We start from the raw sequence: 19632 nt of genomic DNA, 5'->3' as shown, positions 1-19632 counted from the left end.
GTCTCCACCTCGTCCAGGTAACGCTTGCCGGCCCGGCGGCGCAGCCGGGACTCGTCCACATCCACGATCAGGCAGGCCCCGTCATTCAGGGTCACGGCCAGCGGCTGGGCCCCGCCCATGCCGCCGCAACCACCGGTCAGGGTCAAGGTGCCGGCCAGCGGACCCTCGGTGGAACCCTCCGCAGCCGGAGCCGGGTGACGGCCCTCGGCAGCGAGCTTGTTGCCCACCGCGGCGAAGGTTTCGTACGTGCCCTGCAGGATGCCCTGGGTGCCGATGTAAATCCAGGAACCGGCGGTCATCTGCCCGTACATCATCAGGCCCTCGGCCTCGAGGCGGCGGAACTCGGGCCACGTTGCCCAGTCACCCACGAGGTTCGAGTTGGCCAGCAGCACGCGGGGAGCCCATTCGTTGGTGCGGAACACACCCACCGGCTTGCCGGACTGGACCAGGAGCGTCTCGTCCTTCTCCATCGTCTCCAGGGTGCGGGTAATCGCATCGAACGCGGCCCAACTGCGGGCGGCACGGCCGGTGCCGCCATAAACCACCAGGTCATCCGGACGCTCGGCAACCTCCCCATAAACCACCAGGTCATCCGGACGCTCGGCAACCTCCGGGTCCAGGTTATTCATCAACATGCGCAACGGCGCTTCCGTCTGCCAGCTCTTCGCGGTGAGCTCGGTGCCGCGGGCAGCTTTGACCGGACGGGCTCCGGTAGTGAAATCGGCCATGGTGGCTCCTTCGTCTCTGGAGGGTTGGTGGGGGAAAGATCTTCTGTATCCAGTAGAGCCTGTCCGCAACGGCCGCGGAATGGCTTTTCTGGGGGTTGTGTCCGGGATTCCAGACTGGCGCGGGAGGCTCTGCGGAGGCTCCGCGTTGCGAGGCCTGCTCTACGTCCTTGCCGGGATTCATTCGACGTAGAGCGGGCCCCGCAACGCATCAAAGTGCATCTCTTTGCCCTGCGTGTCTACTGGGCCGGACGGCCGTAGATGCGGTTCGAGAGTTCGTCGGCGGCCTTCTGGATGCGGGCAGCGAGCGCCGGCCATTCCTCTGCCGGCACTTTGTCCTCAAGGAAGGTCACGGCGACGGCCGCCGTCGGCCATCCCAGGTGGTCGGTGACGGCGGCGGCGACCGAGCCGAATCCCGGAGTGACCTCGCCGTGTTCGGTGGCGTAGCCACGCTGGCGCACTTGGTCCAGGTGCGAGGACAGCGCCGAGTACTTCATGATGGGCGATTCCATCTCATGCCGGGCCGTGAACGCGGCCGCGTTGGGATAGAGGGCCCTGACCTGCGACTTCGGCAACGCGGCCAGGATGGCCCGGCCGCTGGCGGTGAGGTGGCTGGGCAGGCGGACGCCGACGTCGGTCACCAGGGAGGGGCGGTTCTTGGCCCGCTCCTCCACGATGTAGAGCACGTCGCGGCCGTGCAGCACGGCGAGGTGCGCACTCTCGCCGATCACATCCACGAGGGAGGCAAGCATCGGGCGGCCCAGGCGGGAGAGCGGCTCCTGCCTGGAGTAGGCGGAGCTGAGTTCGAAGGCGCTGATGCCCAGCCCGTAGCGCTGCTCCTCGTGCAGGTGCATGACGAAGCCGTTGGCCTCCATCACGCCCAGCAGGTGGTACACGCTGGAGCGCGGCAGGCCCAGCGACGTAGCGATGTTCGACGCCGCCATCGGCCCCCGGCGGGAGGCCAGCAGTTTGAGGATTCGAAGGGTGTTTTCGGCGGCCGGGACTTTGGAAGTGGCTTTGCCTGGCGCCAGCGGCTGTGCGGTCATGGTTCCTCGTCAAAAGTGTAGTGTCCGGTATCCCGTACTTAAGCTTGCGCCCGTTGTGCGGAATTCCGAAGACCGGCCCGGGCAGCGGTGTCTTGAATTCCAGACAACTGCGGGGTTGCCATGGCTGCGCCAGGAGCGCGCCGGCCGCTCAGTCCTTTCCCAGGCGCGCAAAACCGGCGTGCAGCCCGCGGACGATGACCGTCCCACTGCCCAGCATTTCGGCCTTCCTCCTGGAACGGGCCAGCAGCTCTTCGCTGGGGTGGCCGAAGATCTCGATGCTTTTCATCCGGATGAACGGGCCAATCGGCGGGAACTTCGGGCCGGCCACATCCAGGTGGAACATGAGGGACTCCATGTCCTCGTGGAAGTGCAGCACGCTCATTTCCGTTCCGTCCTCGGTGAAATGGACGGTGTAGCCAAGGATCCGCGGCTCGTTCTCCTCCACGAACACAGCCAGATCTGTCATCGCGGCTTTGAGTTCCTCCAGCTTCCCGGGGAGGACTTCCGAGGTGTCGAGGTATGCAATGAAATCACCCATGGCGCCGTTCCTTTCATTCCGATTGCCCGGGGAGACCCGCCCCTTAATTCTCCGACCGTCTGAGATCAAAGACACCAAGGGCCCGTGAAACCAATCACAGACCCCCCGAAAATGGTCTGCTGGTTAACGATCCCCCTCCCAATGACGAGAAGGTTATTCGCATGCAACAAGCACCAAGCGCCGCCCCAACGGCCACTCCCGGTGCGACGGCCGGCACTGTGGCGACCGCGCTGAACCGGGGCCTCAACGTCCGGCACATCCGCTTCATGGCCCTCGGCTCCGCGATCGGCACCGGCCTGTTCTACGGCTCGGCGGCAGCAATCCAGAAGGCCGGCCCCGCCGCGCTCCTCGCCTACATGATCGGCGGCGCCGCCGTGTTCATGGTGATGCGCGCCCTGGGCGAAATGGCCGTGCGCCACCCGGTTTCCGGCTCCTTCGGCCAGTACGCCAGCCGCTACCTCGGTCCGTTTGCCGGCTTCGTGACCGGCTGGACCTACGTCTTCGAAATGGCCATCGTGGCCATCGCCGACGTCACGGCGTTCAGCATCTACATGGGCTTCTGGTTTCCGCAGGTAGACCGCTGGATCTGGGTCCTGTCCATCATCCTGTTCCTCGGCGCCATGAACCTGCTGAGCGTCAAAGTCTTCGGCGAACTCGAATTCTGGTTCTCCCTTATCAAGGTCGTGGCCATCATCGCCATGATCGCCGGCGGCGCGGCGATCATCGTTTTCGGCTTCCAGGCCGGCGGCAGCAGCGTGGCTCCGGGCCTCGGGAACCTGGTTGACCACGGCGGCCTGTTCCCGAACGGTTTTGGCGGCATCCTGGCCGCGTTCGCCGTCGTGATGTTCGCCTTCGGAGGCATCGAAACGATCGGCATCACCGCAGGTGAAGCTGCCGACCCCAAGAAGGTCATCCCGCAGGCCGTCAATACCGTTCCCGTACGCGTCCTGCTGTTCTACGTCCTGACCCTCGGAGTGCTCATGAGCCTCTTCCCATGGAACGAAATCGGCAGCAACGGCAGCCCCTTCGTGCAGATCTTCGACGGCCTGGGCATTCCGGCCGCACCGCACATCCTCAACGTCGTGGTGATCACGGCCGCCCTCTCCGCCATCAACTCTGACATCTTCGGCGCCGGCCGGATCCTCTACGGTCTCGCCCAGCAGGGCCACGCCCCGGCTAGCTTCGGAAAGGTTTCCCGGCACGGGGTCCCCTTCATGACCGTTGCCCTGATGGGCGGCATCCTCCTGGTGGGCGTGGTCCTCAACGCCGTGATCCCGGAGAACGTGTTCGTCGTCATCGCCTCGATCGCCACCTTCGCCACAGTGTGGGTATGGGTCATGATCCTGGCCTCGCATGTCGCCATGAAGCGGGAGATCGCCCGAAAGGGCCTGCCTGCCTCGGAATTCCCGTCCCCGCTGTGGCCCGCGGCCTCGGTGCTGGCCATCGCGTTCATGGCCATGGTGATCGTCATCCTCGGCGTCTTCGAGGACACCCGGGTTGCGCTGTACGTCGGCGGAGCCTGGCTGGTGCTGCTGTTCGTCGCCTACCGGCTCTGGGTGCGCGGCGACGGACGCCTGCGCGCCGAGCTGGTCGATGAGACCGCGGCGATCCCGGTAGTCAAGGAAGTCTCCCTGGCTCAGGAGGTGCCCGCGGCGAAGTAGCGCCCGCAAGGCACACAGATGACGGCAGTGTCCCCGACACTGCCGTCATCTGTCGTTCCGGGGGAAAAGTTCGGCCTCCAGCACGTCGAGCGCCTCCGGGAAAGCCGCGAGCTCGATATCGCCCCGGGTGGTGTGCAGCCGCACGGAGCGGACATCCCGGCCCAGGTACGGGACCGGCTTTGGGCTCAGCTGTCCGGGGGCCGGGTCCGCCTTGCCGGACACGAGGAACGTGAAGGGCGAATCACCAGGGGGCCGGTACATCTGCGTCCGCACGAAATCCACGCTCGGCGGCCGGCATGAGAAAAAGCCACGCTCCCAGTCTGTCCAGATGCTGCTCCGGGCCATGTCATTCGAGCGGATCCAGCACTCCGTGTGCCCGCGCCGCAGCATCCTCTTGAAGCGGCGCCTCGCGAGGAGGCCGTCGGCCCAGGGGTACGCGGCGAAGAAGGCAACCAGTAGCAGCGCGTTGACGGCGGCATCCAGCGGGCGACCCGCAAAGAGAAGCCAGCCCAGGAAGACGACCAGGAACTGGACAAGAAACGCCAGTGCCGCAAGCACTCTGCGCCCCCACACCGAGTCCACCCTGGCCATGCCACACTCTATTTCCGCGCAGCGCCTTTTGTAAGGCTCAACCTTCCGTGAGGCTCACCTGTTTGTCTCACCGCGCAGACCAGCCGCCGTCCATCGTGTAGCCGGCCCCGGTGACCATTCCGGCGTCGTCGGAGGCCAGCCAGGCTGCCAGCGACGCAACCTCCGCCGGTTCCACCAACCGCTTCACGGCGGACTCGGTGAGCATCACCTTCGCGAGGACCTCGGACTCCGGGATGCCGTGCAACTGCGCCTGGTCGGCCAGTTGCTTCTCCACCAGCGGGGTGCGGACATAGCCGGGATTGATGCAATTGGACGTAACGCCGTGCGGCCCGCCCTCCAGCGCCGTGACCTTGCTGAGCCCCTCGAGCCCGTGCTTGGCCGAGACATAGGCGCTCTTGAACGCCGACGCCCGCAGCCCGTGCACCGAGGACAGGTTGATGATCCGGCCGAAGCCCTGCGCGTACATGTGCGGCAGGGCGGCCCGGATCAGCAGGAACGGCGCCTCGAGCATGAGCGCCAGGATCCGCCGGAACTCCGCGGGATCGAACTCCTCGATGGGCGCCACCTTCTGGATCCCGGCGTTGTTGACCAGGATGTCGCAATCGAGGCTGAGCCCCGCCAGCGCTTCGGTGTCCAGCAGGTCCACCGCCCAGGCGGTGCCGCCAAGCTCGTCGGCGAGCGCTTCCGCCCCGGCGGCGTCGACGTCGGCCACCACCACCTTGGCTCCGCGGGCCGCGAACTCACGGGCGCACGCGGCCCCGATGCCACCGGCACCGCCTGTGACCAGCGCCTTGCGGCCCGCAAGCGTCCCGCACAGCCGCCCCGAACTCACGCGCCTGCTCCCTTCGCGGCGGGCAGCCCGTGCCGGCGGGCGTCGGCGTCGTCGATGTCTTCCAGCGCGGCACCGCGCGTCTCGCGCAGGGTAAGGACGACGACGGCGGTCACCGCGCAGGCGAGCAGCAGGTAGGCCGCGGTGGGCAGCCAGGATCCGGTGTCCTTGAGCCATTGGGTCGCCAGCAGCGGGGCCAGGGAGCCCGCGAAGATCGACGTGACCTGCGAGCCGAGGGAGACGCCGGAGTACCGCATGCGGGTGGGGAAGAGCTCGGACATGATGGCAGGCTGGCCCGCGTACATGAAGGCGTGCAGGCACAGGCCGATGGTCACGGCCAGGACGATCACCACGGGGTTGAGGGAATCGAACATGGGGAAAGCGAAGAACGGCCACGCCGCCCCGGCAACCGCGCCCGCCAGGTACACGGGCTTGCGGCCCCACGCGTCCGCCAGCCTGCCCACCTGCGGGATGACGACGAAGTGCACCACGTGGGCGATCAGCAGGGCCAGCAGCAGCGAGGAGGTGTCGTACTTGTGCACGCTCTTGAGGTAGACGATCGAGAAGCTCACCACGAGGTAGTACATGATGTTTTCCGCGAAGCGCAGACCCATGGCCTGCAGGATGCCCTTGGGGTACTTCTTCAGGACTTCGCCGACGCCGTAGCTGACGGCCTGCTCCTTCTCCACCTGGGCTTTGGCCTCCAGGAAGATGGGCGCCTCGGTGACGTGGGTGCGGATGTAGTAGCCCACGAACACGATCACCGCGGAGAGCCAGAATGCCACGCGCCAGCCCCAGCTGAGGAAGTCGGAGCTGCTGAGGACCTTGGACATGATGAACAGCACCAGGGTGGCCAGCAGGTTGCCCACGGGCACGGCGGCCTGCGGCCAGCTGGACCAGAAGGCGCGGGATTTGTTGGGGCTGTGTTCGGCCACGAGCAGCACGGCTCCGCCCCATTCACCCCCGAGTGCGAAGCCCTGGATGAAGCGCAGCGCCACCAGAAGTGCCGGGGCGAGATAGCCCAGTTCGGCGAAGCCGGGCAGGCAGCCCATGAGGAAAGTGGAGACACCCACGATCACGATGGTCAGCTGGAGCGTCGGCTTGCGGCCCAGCCTGTCGCCGATCTGGCCGAAGACGATGCCACCCAAGGGCCGGGCCACGAAGCCGACCGCGTAAGTCAGGAAGGCCTGGATGACGCCGTCCAGCTCGTTGCCGGTGCTGGGGAAGAAGTACTTGCCGAATACCAGGGTGGCCGCGGTCGCGTAGAGGAAGAACTCATACCACTCCACCACGGTGCCCACCATGGAGGCGGCCACGATCTTCCGCAGGCCCTTGCCTTTCGCCGCTTGGCCCACCTCTGCCAGGGAGCGCTGTTCTACGCCCATGTCCAGCTCCTTTGTGTCCTCGTTGACACGTGCTGTGATCCACAACACGAATGACCTGATGAGTCTTGCTGCACATTCCTCGCAGCTCAATGGCCAAATCAGCACCGCACATGTGCAGAATTGCAGATATGAACCCGAATCCCGACGATCTCCTGGTCCTCCTGGCCGTGTCGCGCACCGGCAAATTCACGACGGCGGCCCAGCACCTGGGGCTGAACCACACCACCGTCTCGCGCAGGATCGCCGCACTGGAGAAGGCGCTGGGCGGCAGGACCCTCGCCCGCGCCGCCGGCGGCTGGGAGCTCACCGAACTCGGCGCCGAGGCCGCTGCCGTGGCGGAGCGGATCGAGGCCGCGGTCGGCACGCTGGAAGCGGAGGACCGCGCGCCGGACCCGATCGCCGGCGTCGTGCGCATGACCGCGACCGACGGCTTCAGCGCGTACATCGCCGCGCCTGCCATCGCCCGGCTGCGCAAGCAGCATCCTGGCCTCAGCGTAGAGATCATCACCGTGACGCGCCGGGCCCTGCAGCAGCGATCCGGCCTGGACCTGGAGGTGGTGGTGGGCGAGCCGCAGGTGCACCGGGCAGAATCCGTGCGGCTGGGGCAATACATGCTGGGCATGTACGCGTCGCGGGACTACCTGGCCGCGCACGGCACCCCGCGCACGGTGGAAGAACTGGTCACGCACCCGCTGGTGTACTTCGTGGATTCAATGCTCCAGGTGGACGACCTGGACGCTCCGCGGCGGCTGGTTCCTTCCATGCGGGACGGCGTGTCCTCCACGAACGTCTTCGTGCATGTGGAGGCCACGCGGGCCGGGGCCGGGATCGGCTTCCTGCCGTGCTTCATGGCCGGAAGGCACGAGGACCTGGTGCGGCTGCTTCCCCAGGACTTCGCCGAGTTGCTCCCTTACTGGATGGTGCTCCGCCCGGACTCGATGCGCCGCCCGGCCGTTGCCGCCGTCGTGCGCGCACTACAGGAGGAGACAGCGGCGCGGCGGGACGTGCTGCTGGGCGGGGCCTCGCCAAACGCTTAGGCGGGCGGCGTTTCCGGGGCCGGCTCCACGGGTGCCGGCGGATCGTGGCGGATCTCGGCGCCGCGGGCGAAGGCCCGGACCTGGGCGTCGTCCCAGATGTGGGCCGGAACCGCCCCGCCCAACAGCGTGCGGGCAAGCTTGGGGTCGTCGCCGAACGGGGTGTCGCTGCCGGCCATGATCATGTTGCCGTAGCGGCGGCCCTTGAGCATGGCGGGGTCGGCGATGATCATCGTGTGCGCGAAGGTGTCCGCGATGGTTGCGGCATCCTGCCTGGCGTTCCGGAGGTCGGGGCTGTCGCCCGAGTTGACCACGTAGAGGCCGCCCGGTGCCAGCACGTTCCTGGCGTGCGCGTTGAATTCGCGGGTGGTGAGGGCGCGCGGGGTGAACGCCCCGGCGAAGACGTCGCGGATGATCAGGTCACGGCTCGCGGGCGTGAGCGTTTCGGTGACGGCGCGGGCTTCCCCCACTCGGATCCGGAGCAGCGGCGCCTTGGGCAGATCGAACCAGGCGCGGACGTAGTCGGCCAGTTTTCCGTCCAGTTCCACCACCACCTGGCGTGCTTCCGGGTAGGCGGCGTGCACGTAGCGGGCCATCGAACAGGCCCCGCCGCCCAGGTGCAGGGCGCGCAGCCTGGGCCGTTCCTCCGGCGGCCACACGGATTCCACCAGCGCGGCGATCCAACGCATGTATTCGAAGTCCAGGAAAAGCGGATCTGCGAGGTCGATGTGCGAGCTCATCACGCCGTTGACCTTCAGGAGCCAGCCGTTGGAGTTGTCCGGATCGGCCACCAACTCGCAGTCCCCGGTATCGATGTAGTAGACGCCCTCCACCGGGCCCTTCGGCCGGGCGCCCTCAGGCAATTCGACGACGCCGCTCCCCCGCCGGGTGTTGTTGGCTTGCCGGGTGCTGCTTGCCTGCCGGCCGGGTTTTCCGCGCCGGGCCATCAGCGGGGTCCTGCCTGAGTCATGGTTTCAACCTTAGTTGACTGCAAGCCCTTCAATTCCCGACGGCGGGACGCACCATCCGGATCTCCGGCAGTTCCTCCCACTCGGGCGGGAGGAGTTCGCGCTTCCCGTCGGGGACGAAGCCGTTGCGCCGGTAGAACGCCTGGGCGCGCGGATTGTCCTCGAGGACCCAAAGACAGGCTGCCTCACGGCCGATCACGGCATCCAGCAGGGCCTGGCCCACGCCGGTCCCATGGACCCGCTTCAAGGCGTAGATCATTTGGAGTTCGAGGCTGCACGGTGCATCCTCGTCGCGGGAAGGCGCAGCGAAAGCCATGCCCACCAACTCCCCTGCCTTGTCGTGTGCGAGGACCGGGCGATAGGAACCAGCCAAGGCCTCCCGGTGCCGTTCCGCCCTTTCGTCCATGGCTGCCTCACGGGCTTCAAAGAACTCCTTGGGGAGAAGGTGCCCGTAGCTCTCCCGCCACGCAGCCAGGTGCAGGCGCGGCACGGTTTCCGCGTCGTCGGGGGTGGCTGTCCGCAGGGTAAAGGTCATGGCCGGTTCACACCACCCGCGCGATCGCGAAGCCGTCCCAGCCCTTCGTACCCACGGTCTGGATGGCGGTGGCGTCCAGCCTCGGATCCTGGCCCAGCATTTCCAGGGCCGCCGTGATCCCCGGGGCGTTGATTTCGTCCATGGAGTTGTCCAGGATGGCACCTTCCCAGATCACGTTGTCCATGACGATCACGGTGCCGGGCTTGCCGAGCCGGATGGCCCAGTCGAGGTAGTTCGAGTCGTTCTGCTTGTCGGCGTCAATAAAGACGAAATCGAACGCCTCTCCATCCGCGAGCAGGGGGAGCGTGTCAAGTGCCGGGCCCACCCGGATGTCCACCTTGTGCCCGACGCCGGCGGCATCCACGTTCTTCCTGGCCACCTCGGCGTGCAAGGGCAGGTACTCGCACGTGACGAGCCGGCCGTCGTCGGGAAGGCCTTGCGCCATCCAGATCGTGCTGAAGCCCGCCAGCGTGCCAATCTCCAGCACGCGTTTCGCGCCGCTCAGCTGCACCAGCAGCTTCAGCAGCTTCCCGGCGTTGGGCGCCACCTCGATAGGCGGCATTCCGGCGTCGACGGCGGAGCGCAGCGCCCGGGCCAGTTCGGGGCCGGGGCGCACGACGGCGTTGGACAAGTAATCTTCGACCTCTGCCCAGCCGTGCTGGACCCTGTGTTCGAACATGGCCCCCAGTCTGGCACCCGGGCCTCAGGCTGGGAAGGCCGCCGGGATGGTGGGAGAGTGGATCTTGCCGACAATCGCGACTGCGCCCGGCCGGAGCGGCCCGCGCGGGGAAGGAGCAGCAATGGGAGCCCACCTGCCATACAAGACGCCGGGATCCCTGCCCGCTTTCACGGTGGAGTCCGGGTCCTTCACGGACGGGCACGCCTTGCCGCCGGCCCAGACCAGCGCCCGCCTGGGCGTCGCGGGCGGCAAGGACGAGTCACCCGGACTGGCCTGGAGCGGCGCACCCGGGGGAACCAAAAGCTACGCAGTCACTGTCTTCGACCCGGATGCCCGCGGCGGGTACTGGCACTGGGCCGTCGTCGGGATTCCCGCCTCGGCCGCGTCCCTGCCTGCCGGCGCCGGCACCGCGGACGGACACCGGCTCCCCGCCGGCGCCTTCCAGTTGGCGAACGACGGCGGCACCGCCGACTACCTCGGAGCCGCACCGCCGAGGGGATCCGGACAGCACCGGTACATCGTGGCCGTCCATGCGCTCGACGTGGCGGAACTCAACTTCGCGGCCGGCACGCCGGCATCGGTGCTGGGCCCGTTGCTGGACCGCCACACCCTGGCCCGCGCCACGATCACGGGAGTGTTCGAACGCCGCTGAGGCACGTCCGGGACGACGCCGGCCAGGCAGAAGGCTCGCAGAAGGCCGGGGACGCGCCTCAGGATTCCTGTGCGGAAATGGCGTCCTCAAGCCGCTCGACTTTTCCTGTGAGTTCCCCTGAATAACCGGGGCGGATATCGGCCTTGATGACCAGGGACACCCGGCTGCCGTACTTGCCCACGGCCTCGGTGGCGCGCTTGACGACGTCGAACACCTCGTCCCATTCGCCCTCGATGGTGGTGAACATTGAATCGGTCCGGTTTGGCAGGCCAGAGTCCCGGACGATCCTGACGGCCTCGGCAACGGCGTCGTGCACCGAGGCATCGGCAGCACCGGCGGCACCGGTACCTTCGGCGGGCTGGCCGGACGGGGCTACGGAAAATGCGAGCAACATGGGCCAAGTCTTCCATGGCATGCCATGTCACAAAAAGTGCCACAGCATCAGTTCAGATGTTCACGGCGTCCGCGTTGCTAATCTGGGCAGCATGAGTCTGCCCCCTGAACGCAAGCCGCTTCGGGCTGATGCCGCCCGGAACGTGGACAAGATCATCACCGCGGCGAGGCAATGCTTCCACGATCTGGGTCCGGATGTGCCCCTGCAGACCATCGCTTCCACGGCTGGCGTGGGCCCGGCTACCCTATTCCGGAACTTCGCGGACAAGCAGCAGCTTGTCCTCGCCGCGCTGTCCCGCCAACTGAGGCTCCATGTGGACCCCGTGGCCGAAGAGGCGCTGGCCGGAATGGACGCGGCGCAAGGACTCATCAAGGTGATCGACGCCGTCGTCATGGTCGCCAGCGAAGACGCCAACCTGCTGGGCGCAGTCGCCGGAAGGCGCAACCTGTTGATGGGCATCACGGGCGGGCTGGTCGAATCGATGGCGGTCCTGCTGGCCCGCGGCCAGGGCCAAGGCTCGCTGCGCAAGGACATCACCATCGAAGACATGATCCGGCTGGTCGCCATGCTGATCGGTTCCGTGGACACCATGGAACCGGGTTCGAGGGCCTGGGAAAGGCCTGTGGCCCTGATGGAAGACGCGATCCGCACCGAACGCCCCGCCCGGCCCCTGCCGCCGCAGACCCCGATCCCGGGCGTCTTCCTCTAAGGAACGCAAGGGACGGGATACCGGACGTGCCGCCGTCGGGAATGACGCAACTGCGGAGGAGGAAACGGCCCCGGCGGAGCCTGCCGCAGCCAGGTAGCGAACCGGTGTGCGCAGGGCCCGGGTCAGCCGCAGCCGAGCAGTCTGCTTAGCGAAGGCCAAGCGTTCCGAAGTAGGCGAACAGGGCGAAGTAGCCGAGCATGTAAGTGAGCGTGTAGGGCCAACGCGTTGTCGGTCGTTTCAGGGCGTCCGTATCGGCATGGCTTCCGGTGCCCGCGTACCGGGACAGCCGAAGGTCGGGTCGCTTGAGCCGGTATATGCCCAGTGCCGCGAAAAACAGAGTGGACGCTGTGAAAGCGAGAAGCGAGAAGCCCCGGTTGCCGTTTGCGAAAGGAAGCGTGGTGGCAAGAACGCCTTGGAGCCCGACCAGTACGAAGTTGATCCGGCCTAACCGTTCGTCGGCTGCTCCGCCGCTTTTGAGCATCGGGAATCTGAACCGACCCCAGTAGGTCCCAGTCAGTGTGAATACGAGCACGGACGCGATGAGGAGCGGATGCAACGCCGCGTTGGTGTCCCCCATGCGGAGAGTCTAGGACTGCGCAGTGCAGCCAGGTAGCGAACCGGTGTGCGCAGGCCCGCCTCAGCCCCAGCCGAGCAGGCGCAGCCCTGCGGCCGCTCCTGCACCGACGATGACCACGACCAGGAACGGGGCCCGGAGCCACAGCGCGACGGCGGCCGCGGCGAGGGCGCCGATCCGGGCATCGAAGGCCAGCGACTGCCCGGAAGCGAAGGCATTGACCACGGTCAGCGAGGCCAGCAGCCCGATGGTCATGGTGCCCGCGATGTGCATGGTGCGCGGGTTCTTCAGCAGGCTGCGCGGCACGAAGTAGCCAGCCAGTTTGGTGGCGTACGCCAGGACACAGGCGGCCAGGATCCAGGGCCACAGGCTCATTCCGCCCCCTCCTCGGTGGTGCCGCGGCGGTGCGGGTAGGGGTCGATGTCCGGCTCCAGGCCTTCGTCGCTGCGGGCGTGGCTGAGCCAGCCGAAAACTCCGGCCACCGCTGCCGCCACCAGGATCGGCACCCCGGGCGGCACGAACGGGACCGCCAGCAGTGTCGCGACGGCGCAGACGACGGCGATCGCCCACGGCTCGCGGCCCTTCAGCCGGGGCCAAAGCAGGGCCAGGAAGGCGGCGACAGCAGCGCCGTCGAGCCCCCATTGCTTGGGGTCGCCCAGCGCGTTCCCGGCGAGCGCGCCGACGGCGGTGAACAGGTTCCAGAGGACGTAGATGCCGATTCCGGCGGTCCAGAACCCGCGGCGCTGTTCATCCGGGTCGGACTGGCCCGACGCCGTGGCGGTGGTTTCGTCGATGCTCAACTGGGCCTGGAGGTACTTCAGTTTCCCTTGAGGCAGCAGCAGTGCGTTCATCTGCATGCCGTAGATGCCGTTCCGCAGGCCGAGCAGGGCCGAGGCCGTCATGGCCGCGACGCCCGACCCGCCGCCGGCCACCACCCCGATGAAGGCGAACTGCGAACCGCCGCTGAACAAGAGCAGGCTCAGAGCCATGGTCTGCCAGAAATCGAAGCCGGACGCGGCGGACAGGGCGCCGAAGGAAATCCCGTAGAGCCCCGTGGCGATGCTGAGGGAGAGGCCGACCTTCACGGCCGGGGACTCGAGCAACTTCGGGGGCATGCCTTCATGCAACCACAGCCCCGGCCGGCTCCCTAACTGCGGGCTTCGGACCATCGCGAGGTTCAGCATATTGAACCCTGTTCAACATAGTGTTAGCTTTGCGGGACGAATCCAAGGAGGAACCGCATGCGCATCGCCCGTCTCCAGACCCCTTCGGGACCCACCCACGCCGTACTGCGCGGGGAATGCTGGGACCATATCGAGGACGCGTTCGTGGACGAGCTTTCCTTTACCGGCGCCTCCACCGCCGCGGACGACGCCGAGCTCCTCGCCCCGGTGCGGCCCGCGGTGCTTCTGGGCATTGCGCAGAACCTCGGCAACAACAGCCACCCGCTGCCCATCCAGGCCTGGCACAAGTCGGTGCACACGGTCGCGGCACCGGGCGCGGACATCGTGGCGGTGCGCGGGGCCGGCACGGTGAACATCGAGGGCGAACTGGCCGTGGTCGTCGGCAAGCGCGCAGAGAACCTCACGCTGGAGAACGCGCTGGAACACGTCCTGGGCTACACGGTGGTCAACGACGTCACCAACGTGGAGCAGAACCAGGTGGACGAGAAGATGTTCCAGGGCAAGGCCGGCACGAACTACACGCCGCTGGGCCCGTGGATCGAAACCGAACTCGAAGACCCGGACAACGTGGCCACCACCGTGACCATCAACGGCGAAACCAGGGCGAAGTCGGGCTCGTTCAACCTTTCCTCCTCCGTGGCCGCGTGTCTGGTGTACGTCACGCGCTGGCTCACCCTGGAGCCCGGGGACGTCATCATGACCGGGGCACCCAACACCTTCGTCGCCGTGCAACCGGGCGACCACGTGGAGATCACCCTGGACGGCATCGGCACCCTGAGCAACCGGGTGGTCTAGCTGGGCGCCGGTGTATAGACGATCAGCTTCAGCGCCGGGGCATCGGCGAGGGTCAGCTGGTGGTGTTCGTAGACCCCGGTGCCGCCGTCGGGACGGTTGAAGGAACGGGTGCGGGGTGTGAAGCCGCGGACACCGTGGGCCTCCCACTGGGACCGGAACTCGGGGCTGGACTGCAGCAGCCCGGCCACCAGGCTGGCCTTGCGGGCGTCCTGGATCCGGGATCCTGTTTCCGCCCGGAACTCGGCCAGGAACTGGGCACTGGTCTGATCCCAATCGGGCAGGAGCGCCCGGACCGCAGGATCGGTGAAGACGAGCCTCAGCAGGTTCCGTTCCACCCCGGATACCTCCAGGACGCGCGGGAACAGTTCGCTGTAGGCGTTGTTCCACGCCACGATGTCCCAGTTTCCTTCAAGGGCGAGCGCCGGATTCGGGTCGATGGCATCCAGCAGCCGCTGCACGTGCTCGGTGGTTTCCGCCGTACCCGGTCCAGGAGCAGGTACCGCGTAGCCGAAGGGCGTGAAGAGGTATCGCTCCCCCGCCGCGTCCAGGCGGAGCACCGTGGCCAGCGACGCCAGCACCTCGCGGGACGGGTTGACCTTGCGGCCCTGCTCCAGCCACGTGTACCAGGTGACGGAGATGGCGGCGAGGAATGCCACCTCTTCGCGGCGCAGCCCCACGTCCTTGCCGCGGGCCGCCTGCGGCAGCCCATAAGCGCTGCGCACCGCCTCACGGCGGCGTGCGGCCAGGAAGTTTCCCAGCTCCTTGCGCCACGCTTCGGGTTCCGCCATGTCCGCTCCTTCCCACCGGGACTGCCCCAACGCGGGGTCAGGTACGGCCCATCAGGGCACGCAACATGGGCCGCAAGTGACCCCGCGTTGCCCGAGAAGCAATTCTAGTACTCCCACTACCAGTATTGACGCCGTCTTGGTGCCCGGGTTATCCGCGCGAGAGACTGGGGAACATGCCTGCATACCGTTCACGCACTGTCACCCATGGCCGCAACATGGCCGGAGCCCGCGCACTGCTGCGCGCTTCCGGCGTCGCCAACTCGGACATCGGCAAGCCGATCATCGCCGTGGCCAACTCCTTCACCGAATTCGTCCCCGGCCACACGCACCTGGCGCCGGTGGGCCGGATCGTTTCCGACGCGATCCTCGCCGCAGGCGCCGTGCCCCGCGAATTCAACACCATCGCCGTGGACGACGGCATCGCGATGGGCCACGGCGGCATGCTCTATTCGCTTCCCTCCCGCGACCTGATCGCCGACTCCGTGGAGTACATGGCCAACGCGCACTGCGCCGACGCCCTGGTCTGCATCTCCAACTGCGACAAGATCACCCCCGGCATGCTCATGGCCGCGCTGCGCCTGAACATCCCCACCGTGTTTGTCTCCGGCGGTCCCATGGAAGCCGGCCGCGTGACCCTGACCGACGGCTCCGTCCGCTCCCTGGACCTGGTGAACGCGATCGCCGACGCCGTGGACGAATCCATCTCCGACGCGGACATCAACCTGATCGAAGAGAACGCCTGCCCCACCTGCGGCTCCTGCTCCGGTATGTTCACCGCCAACTCCATGAACTGCCTCACCGAGGCCATCGGCCTCTCCCTGCCGGGCAACGGTTCCGTGCTGGCCACGCACACCGCCCGCAAGGCGCTGTACGAGAAGGCCGGTTCAACCGTCGTCGAGCTGGTCAAGCGCTACTACGACGGCGACGACGCCTCCGTACTGCCGCGCTCCATCGCCACGGCCAAGGCCTTCGACAACGCCATGGCCCTGGACATCTCCATGGGCGGCTCCACCAACACCATCCTGCACCTGCTCGCGGCAGCCCAGGAGGCGGGCGTGGACTACGGCCTGGCCGAAATGGACGCCAAGTCCCGCCAGGTGCCCTGCCTGGCCAAGGTGGCTCCGAACGTGGCCAAGGACAAGACGTACTACATGGAGGACGTGCACCGCGCCGGCGGCATCCCCGCCCTGCTCGGTGAGCTGAACCGCGGCGGGCTCCTGCACAAAGACGTCCACTCCGTGCACTCAGCCGACCTGGACGGCTGGCTGGACGACTGGGACATCCGCGGCGGCAAGGCCACCGAGGAAGCGCGGGCCCTGTGGCACGCCGCCCCTGGCGGGGTCCGCTCCTCCACCGCGTTTTCCCAGTCGAACGAGTGGACCTCCCTGGACACCGACGCCGAGGGTGGCTGCATCCGCTCCGTGGAGCACGCCTACTCCAAGGACGGCGGCCTGGCCGTGCTGCGCGGCAACATCGCCGTGGACGGTGCCGTGGTGAAGACCGCCGGCGTGGACGAGTCCATCTGGACCTTCGAGGGCCCGGCCGTGGTCTGCGAGTCCCAGGACGAGGCCGTGGAGAAGATCCTGAACAAGACCGTCAAGGAAGGCGACGTGGTGGTCATCCGCTACGAAGGCCCCAAGGGCGGTCCGGGCATGCAGGAAATGCTCTACCCGACGTCGTTCCTCAAGGGCCGGGGCCTCGGCAAGAAGTGCGCCCTCATCACGGACGGCCGTTTCTCCGGTGGCACCTCCGGACTGTCCATCGGCCACATCTCCCCGGAGGCAGCCTCCGGTGGAACGATCGCCCTGGTGGAAGACGGCGACATCATCCGCATCGACATCCCCAGCCGCTCCATGGAGCTCCTGGTGGACGCCGCCGAACTGGATGCCCGCCGCGGGCGCCTGGAGGCCACCACGGGCTACCACCCGGTGAACCGTGAGCGCGAAGTCTCCGCGGCCCTGCGCGCCTACGCTGCGATGGCAACCTCGGCGGACAAGGGAGCAGTGCGCGACGTCGATTCCCTCTACCGCCTGACCTCGCCGCAGCCGGTGGCCTAGCTAGCCCCTGCCGTAGTAAACCCTGTCATCTGGCTGGCAGTTGTCGTCGTTTTGACAACTGCCAGCCAGATGGGTCTTAGGACGTGGAAAGCTGCGCCAGCACCTGGGCCGGCTTGTTCGTGGTGATTTCGTGGATGCCCAGGCCCTGGCAGAGCGCCACGTCCCGCTCCGAATCCACGGTCCACACCCGGAAGCGGCGGCCGGAGTCGAGCCAGCGCTGCACGGCACGGGCATGCTTTCGGACGTAATCGATGCCCGGCCCTGCGATCCCCACCTCGCAGTCGTCCAGGATCCGTTCGCCCTCCACTTGGGCCGCCTTCATCACGTTGGCCACCGCACCGCCCGTGATCCTGCCCAGACCCAGCTCCTCGCGGACCTCCTCCACGCTCACGTCGTCCACCAGCTGGCAGATGTGCCGTGCCGGGACGGACCGCAGCAGGTGCTTTACGGAGTCCGGGCTGAAGCTCATGAAGGACACCAGGATGTTGTCCAGCCGCGAGCTTTCCGCGTCCCAGCCTTCCCGGAGCAGGAGCTCCAGCAGCCGGTCCTCGAGCTTGAGCTGATAGGGGCTCGGGTGTTTGAGCTCGATCGCGAGCCCGATCTCCCGGCCGGCGGCGCGCAGCATGTCCAGCAGTTCGGGCAGGGTGAGGAACTGCTCGGAAACCCCGCCGTACTCATCGGGGATCCGGGCGCCCTTCCACGACGAGAAGTCCAAGGTGCGCAGTTCGGCGAGGTCCTTTTCGGCCACCGGCCCCGTACCGTCGGAGGTGCGGTCCAGGTTCGCATCGTGCAGCAGCACCAGGTGCTGGTCACGGCTGAGGTGGACGTCGCACTCCACTCCATCCGCGCCGTCGGCGATCGCCTTCAGGTACGCGGCCCGCGTGTGCTCGGCAAAAACCGCGCTGGCCCCGCGGTGGGCGTAGACCAGCGGCCGGCGCAACGGGGCCGCGTTTTCCGAAGAGTCGCTCTCGGGTGCCTCGATAGTCATGCTGACACGGTAGCCCACCCGCCCGGCGGGCACGGGGCTACGCTGGGCACATGCAGGTGAACTCTGAACAAATCCCGACGACGGAGCAAAGCCGCGCAGTCTACGAACCGGGTGCGCGCCCCGCCAAGGCGGTTGCCGCCGTCGCCCACTCCGCGGCGCTGTCTCCGGGCGACGCCGCGAAAGCCGCGGCGCTGCGCCGGATGAAGACCGTTGCACTGGCGCTGCTGCTCGGCATGGCGGTGGTGTTCACTGTGGCGTTCGCCCTGCAGAAGCAGTACCCGTGGCTGGAATACGTGCGGGCCGCGGCCGAGGGCGGCATGGTGGGCGCGCTGGCGGACTGGTTCGCCGTGACCGCATTGTTCAAGTACCCGATGGGCCTGAAGATCCCACACACCGCCATCATCCCGAGGCGCAAGGACCAGATCGGCGCCTCCCTGTCCGACTTCGTGGAAAACAACTTCCTCTCGCAGCAGGTGGTGCAGGACAAGCTGGCCAGCGTGGACATCGCGCGCAAGGCCGGCGAATGGCTGCGCTCCCCCGCCGGACCCGAACGGGTGGCCAAGGAGGGTTCCGCGCTGATCCGCGGTGCGTTCACCGTGTTGAACGACGACGACGTCCAGTCCGTGATCGAGGGCATGTTCCGCAGGCACGTGCTGACTCCGCCGTGGGGGCCGCCGGTGGGCCGGATGGCGGAGCGGATCTTCGCCGAAGGCCACCACCACAGGCTGGTGGACCTGCTGGTTGACCGCGCCGCGGACTGGGTAGCGGCCAACCACGCCACCGTGAACCGGCTGGTTTCCGACCGTTCGCCGCTGTGGGTGCCCTCCTTCCTGGACGACCTGGTGGGCGACAAGGTCCACACCGAGCTGTCCAAGTTCGTCAGGGCCGTGCAGGAGGACCCGGAGCACCAGGTGCGCCGCTCCATCGACACGTACCTGACCGAGCTCGCCCACGACCTGCAGCACGATCCGGCGATGATCGCCCGGGCCGAGGGAATCAAGGCGCAGATCCTCGGCGACCCGGAGGTCCGCGAACTGGCCTCGCGCACCTGGGGCACCATCAAGAACGCGCTGCTGACCGCCGTCGACGATCCGGATTCGGAACTCAGCCTGCGCTTCAAGTCCGCGGTGCGTGACTTCGGCACCCGCCTGGTGGACGACGCCGAACTCGCCGGCAAGGTCAACGCCTGGATCGGTGACGCCGCCGGGTACCTCGTGGACACCTACCGTTCGGACATTGCCGGGGTTATTTCAGACACCGTGGCCCGCTGGGACGCCGAAGAGACGTCACAGAAGATCGAGCTCCAGGTAGGCAAGGACCTGCAGTACATCCGCATCAACGGCACGGTGGTGGGTGCCCTGGCCGGGCTCGCGATCTTCACGGCGGCGCACCTGGTGTTCGGGTAGGGCGTGTTCGGCTAGGTGTACTGCCCAGGGACGTTGGTTCGGTGAATGTGATGACTCGCTGGAGTCGTTGACCCAAAGGTGAGGACCTCTGGTT

Annotated in this window: 22 protein-coding genes; 7 read left to right on the top strand and 15 right to left on the bottom strand. The window is 67.3% G+C overall.

Annotated features, from left to right (window positions below):
* The 3 genes from DWV11_RS04810 to DWV11_RS04800 all read right to left on the bottom strand — a co-directional run.
* A partial coding sequence (locus tag DWV11_RS04810; protein ID WP_483964181.1) for a urocanate hydratase family protein occupies nucleotides 1–728 on the bottom strand: 728 nt, incomplete at its 3' end.
* Nucleotides 729–964: 236 nt separating this feature from the next.
* Nucleotides 965–1771: an IclR family transcriptional regulator gene (locus tag DWV11_RS04805; RefSeq protein ID WP_115787752.1), complete on the bottom strand. Its 807-nt coding sequence runs from the start codon at nucleotides 1769–1771 to the stop codon at nucleotides 965–967.
* A gap of 148 nt (nucleotides 1772–1919) precedes the next feature.
* Nucleotides 1920–2309: a hypothetical protein gene (locus DWV11_RS04800; RefSeq protein WP_115787751.1), complete on the bottom strand. Its 390-nt coding sequence runs from the start codon at nucleotides 2307–2309 to the stop codon at nucleotides 1920–1922.
* A 161-nt stretch (nucleotides 2310–2470) separates the two neighbouring features.
* Between DWV11_RS04800 and DWV11_RS04795 the strand changes: the two genes are divergently transcribed.
* Complete coding sequence (locus DWV11_RS04795) at nucleotides 2471–3970, top strand: amino acid permease (RefSeq protein WP_115787750.1); 1500 nt, start codon at nucleotides 2471–2473, stop codon at nucleotides 3968–3970.
* Between the two features lie 45 nt (nucleotides 3971–4015).
* On the opposite strand, the gene DWV11_RS04790 is transcribed toward DWV11_RS04795, so the two are convergent.
* The 3 genes from DWV11_RS04790 to DWV11_RS04780 all read right to left on the bottom strand — a co-directional run bounded on the left by DWV11_RS04790 (nucleotide 4016) and on the right by DWV11_RS04780 (nucleotide 6775).
* Complete coding sequence (locus tag DWV11_RS04790; RefSeq protein WP_115787749.1) at nucleotides 4016–4561, bottom strand: hypothetical protein; 546 nt, start codon at nucleotides 4559–4561, stop codon at nucleotides 4016–4018.
* 67 nt (nucleotides 4562–4628) lie between these two features.
* Nucleotides 4629–5378 carry a 3-hydroxybutyrate dehydrogenase gene (locus tag DWV11_RS04785; protein ID WP_115787757.1) on the bottom strand — a complete coding sequence of 250 codons (750 nt, stop codon included), beginning with the start codon at nucleotides 5376–5378 and terminating at the stop codon, nucleotides 4629–4631.
* A gap of 11 nt (nucleotides 5379–5389) precedes the next feature.
* Nucleotides 5390–6775, bottom strand: coding sequence for an MFS transporter (locus tag DWV11_RS04780; protein WP_115787756.1), 1386 nt, complete (start codon nucleotides 6773–6775; stop codon nucleotides 5390–5392).
* A 128-nt stretch (nucleotides 6776–6903) separates the two neighbouring features.
* Between DWV11_RS04780 and DWV11_RS04775 the strand changes: the two genes are divergently transcribed.
* Complete coding sequence (locus DWV11_RS04775) at nucleotides 6904–7812, top strand: LysR family transcriptional regulator (protein ID WP_210725668.1); 909 nt, start codon at nucleotides 6904–6906, stop codon at nucleotides 7810–7812.
* On the opposite strand, the gene DWV11_RS04770 is transcribed toward DWV11_RS04775, so the two are convergent.
* From DWV11_RS04770 to DWV11_RS04760, 3 genes are read right to left on the bottom strand one after another with little or no spacing between them, the layout of a single operon-like run.
* A complete protein-coding gene (locus DWV11_RS04770) occupies nucleotides 7809–8756 on the bottom strand; it encodes a spermidine synthase (RefSeq protein ID WP_168404572.1) in 948 nt (315 codons plus the stop codon). The two genes, DWV11_RS04775 and DWV11_RS04770, sit on opposite strands and share 4 nt — an antisense overlap.
* Nucleotides 8757–8808: 52 nt before the next feature.
* Nucleotides 8809–9312: a GNAT family N-acetyltransferase gene (locus DWV11_RS04765; protein ID WP_115787748.1), complete on the bottom strand. Its 504-nt coding sequence runs from the start codon at nucleotides 9310–9312 to the stop codon at nucleotides 8809–8811.
* A gap of 7 nt (nucleotides 9313–9319) precedes the next feature.
* Entirely contained in the window at nucleotides 9320–9991 is a 672-nt protein-coding gene (locus DWV11_RS04760) for an O-methyltransferase (RefSeq protein ID WP_115787747.1), read from the bottom strand.
* Nucleotides 9992–10112: 121 nt separating this feature from the next.
* On the opposite strand from DWV11_RS04760, the gene DWV11_RS04755 reads away from it, so the two are divergent.
* On the top strand, nucleotides 10113–10643 hold the full coding sequence (locus DWV11_RS04755; RefSeq protein ID WP_115787746.1) for a YbhB/YbcL family Raf kinase inhibitor-like protein: 531 nt from the start codon (nucleotides 10113–10115) through the stop codon (nucleotides 10641–10643).
* Between the two features lie 58 nt (nucleotides 10644–10701).
* Here the strand turns inward: DWV11_RS04755 and DWV11_RS04750 are convergent, their stop codons facing one another.
* Nucleotides 10702–11037 (bottom strand): thiamine-binding protein, encoded by a 336-nt coding sequence (locus DWV11_RS04750; RefSeq protein ID WP_115787745.1) that lies wholly within the window; start codon nucleotides 11035–11037, stop codon nucleotides 10702–10704.
* A 91-nt stretch (nucleotides 11038–11128) separates the two neighbouring features.
* Between DWV11_RS04750 and DWV11_RS04745 the strand changes: the two genes are divergently transcribed.
* Nucleotides 11129–11746 (top strand): TetR/AcrR family transcriptional regulator, encoded by a 618-nt coding sequence (locus DWV11_RS04745; RefSeq protein ID WP_115787744.1) that lies wholly within the window; start codon nucleotides 11129–11131, stop codon nucleotides 11744–11746.
* Between the two features lie 145 nt (nucleotides 11747–11891).
* On the opposite strand, the gene DWV11_RS04740 is transcribed toward DWV11_RS04745, so the two are convergent.
* From DWV11_RS04740 to DWV11_RS04730, 3 genes are read right to left on the bottom strand one after another with little or no spacing between them, the layout of a single operon-like run.
* Nucleotides 11892–12323 carry a hypothetical protein gene (locus DWV11_RS04740; protein ID WP_115787743.1) on the bottom strand — a complete coding sequence of 144 codons (432 nt, stop codon included), beginning with the start codon at nucleotides 12321–12323 and terminating at the stop codon, nucleotides 11892–11894.
* A 60-nt stretch (nucleotides 12324–12383) separates the two neighbouring features.
* Nucleotides 12384–12695: an AzlD domain-containing protein gene (locus tag DWV11_RS04735; protein ID WP_115787742.1), complete on the bottom strand. Its 312-nt coding sequence runs from the start codon at nucleotides 12693–12695 to the stop codon at nucleotides 12384–12386.
* Nucleotides 12692–13435, bottom strand: coding sequence for an AzlC family ABC transporter permease (locus DWV11_RS04730; protein ID WP_115787741.1), 744 nt, complete (start codon nucleotides 13433–13435; stop codon nucleotides 12692–12694). The genes DWV11_RS04735 and DWV11_RS04730 overlap by 4 nt, the downstream gene beginning before the upstream one ends.
* A 126-nt stretch (nucleotides 13436–13561) precedes the next feature.
* Between DWV11_RS04730 and DWV11_RS04725 the strand changes: the two genes are divergently transcribed.
* Nucleotides 13562–14299, top strand: coding sequence for a fumarylacetoacetate hydrolase family protein (locus DWV11_RS04725; protein WP_115787740.1), 738 nt, complete (start codon nucleotides 13562–13564; stop codon nucleotides 14297–14299).
* Here the strand turns inward: DWV11_RS04725 and DWV11_RS04720 are convergent.
* Complete coding sequence (locus DWV11_RS04720; RefSeq protein WP_115787739.1) at nucleotides 14296–15087, bottom strand: helix-turn-helix transcriptional regulator; 792 nt, start codon at nucleotides 15085–15087, stop codon at nucleotides 14296–14298. The two genes, DWV11_RS04725 and DWV11_RS04720, sit on opposite strands and share 4 nt — an antisense overlap.
* Nucleotides 15088–15260: 173 nt before the next feature.
* On the opposite strand from DWV11_RS04720, the gene ilvD reads away from it, so the two are divergent.
* The gene (ilvD, locus tag DWV11_RS04715) at nucleotides 15261–17144 is read left to right on the top strand and encodes a dihydroxy-acid dehydratase (protein ID WP_115787738.1); all 1884 of its coding nucleotides are present in this window, start codon (nucleotides 15261–15263) and stop codon (nucleotides 17142–17144) included.
* 76 nt (nucleotides 17145–17220) lie between these two features.
* Here the strand turns inward: ilvD and DWV11_RS04710 are convergent, their stop codons facing one another.
* Nucleotides 17221–18132, bottom strand: coding sequence for a glycerophosphodiester phosphodiesterase (locus DWV11_RS04710; protein WP_115787753.1), 912 nt, complete (start codon nucleotides 18130–18132; stop codon nucleotides 17221–17223).
* Nucleotides 18133–18182: 50 nt separating this feature from the next.
* Between DWV11_RS04710 and DWV11_RS04705 the strand changes: the two genes are divergently transcribed.
* Entirely contained in the window at nucleotides 18183–19538 is a 1356-nt protein-coding gene (locus DWV11_RS04705; protein ID WP_115787737.1) for a DUF445 domain-containing protein, read from the top strand.
* Nucleotides 19539–19632 lie beyond the last annotated feature (94 nt).

Origin of the sequence: Arthrobacter silvisoli, assembly GCF_003369445.1 — a bacterium.
In the GTDB taxonomy this organism is placed as follows: domain Bacteria; phylum Actinomycetota; class Actinomycetes; order Actinomycetales; family Micrococcaceae; genus Arthrobacter; species Arthrobacter silvisoli.
The sequence above is the reverse complement of the archived record's forward strand: the minus strand, read 5'-3'. Positions and strand labels throughout refer to the sequence as shown.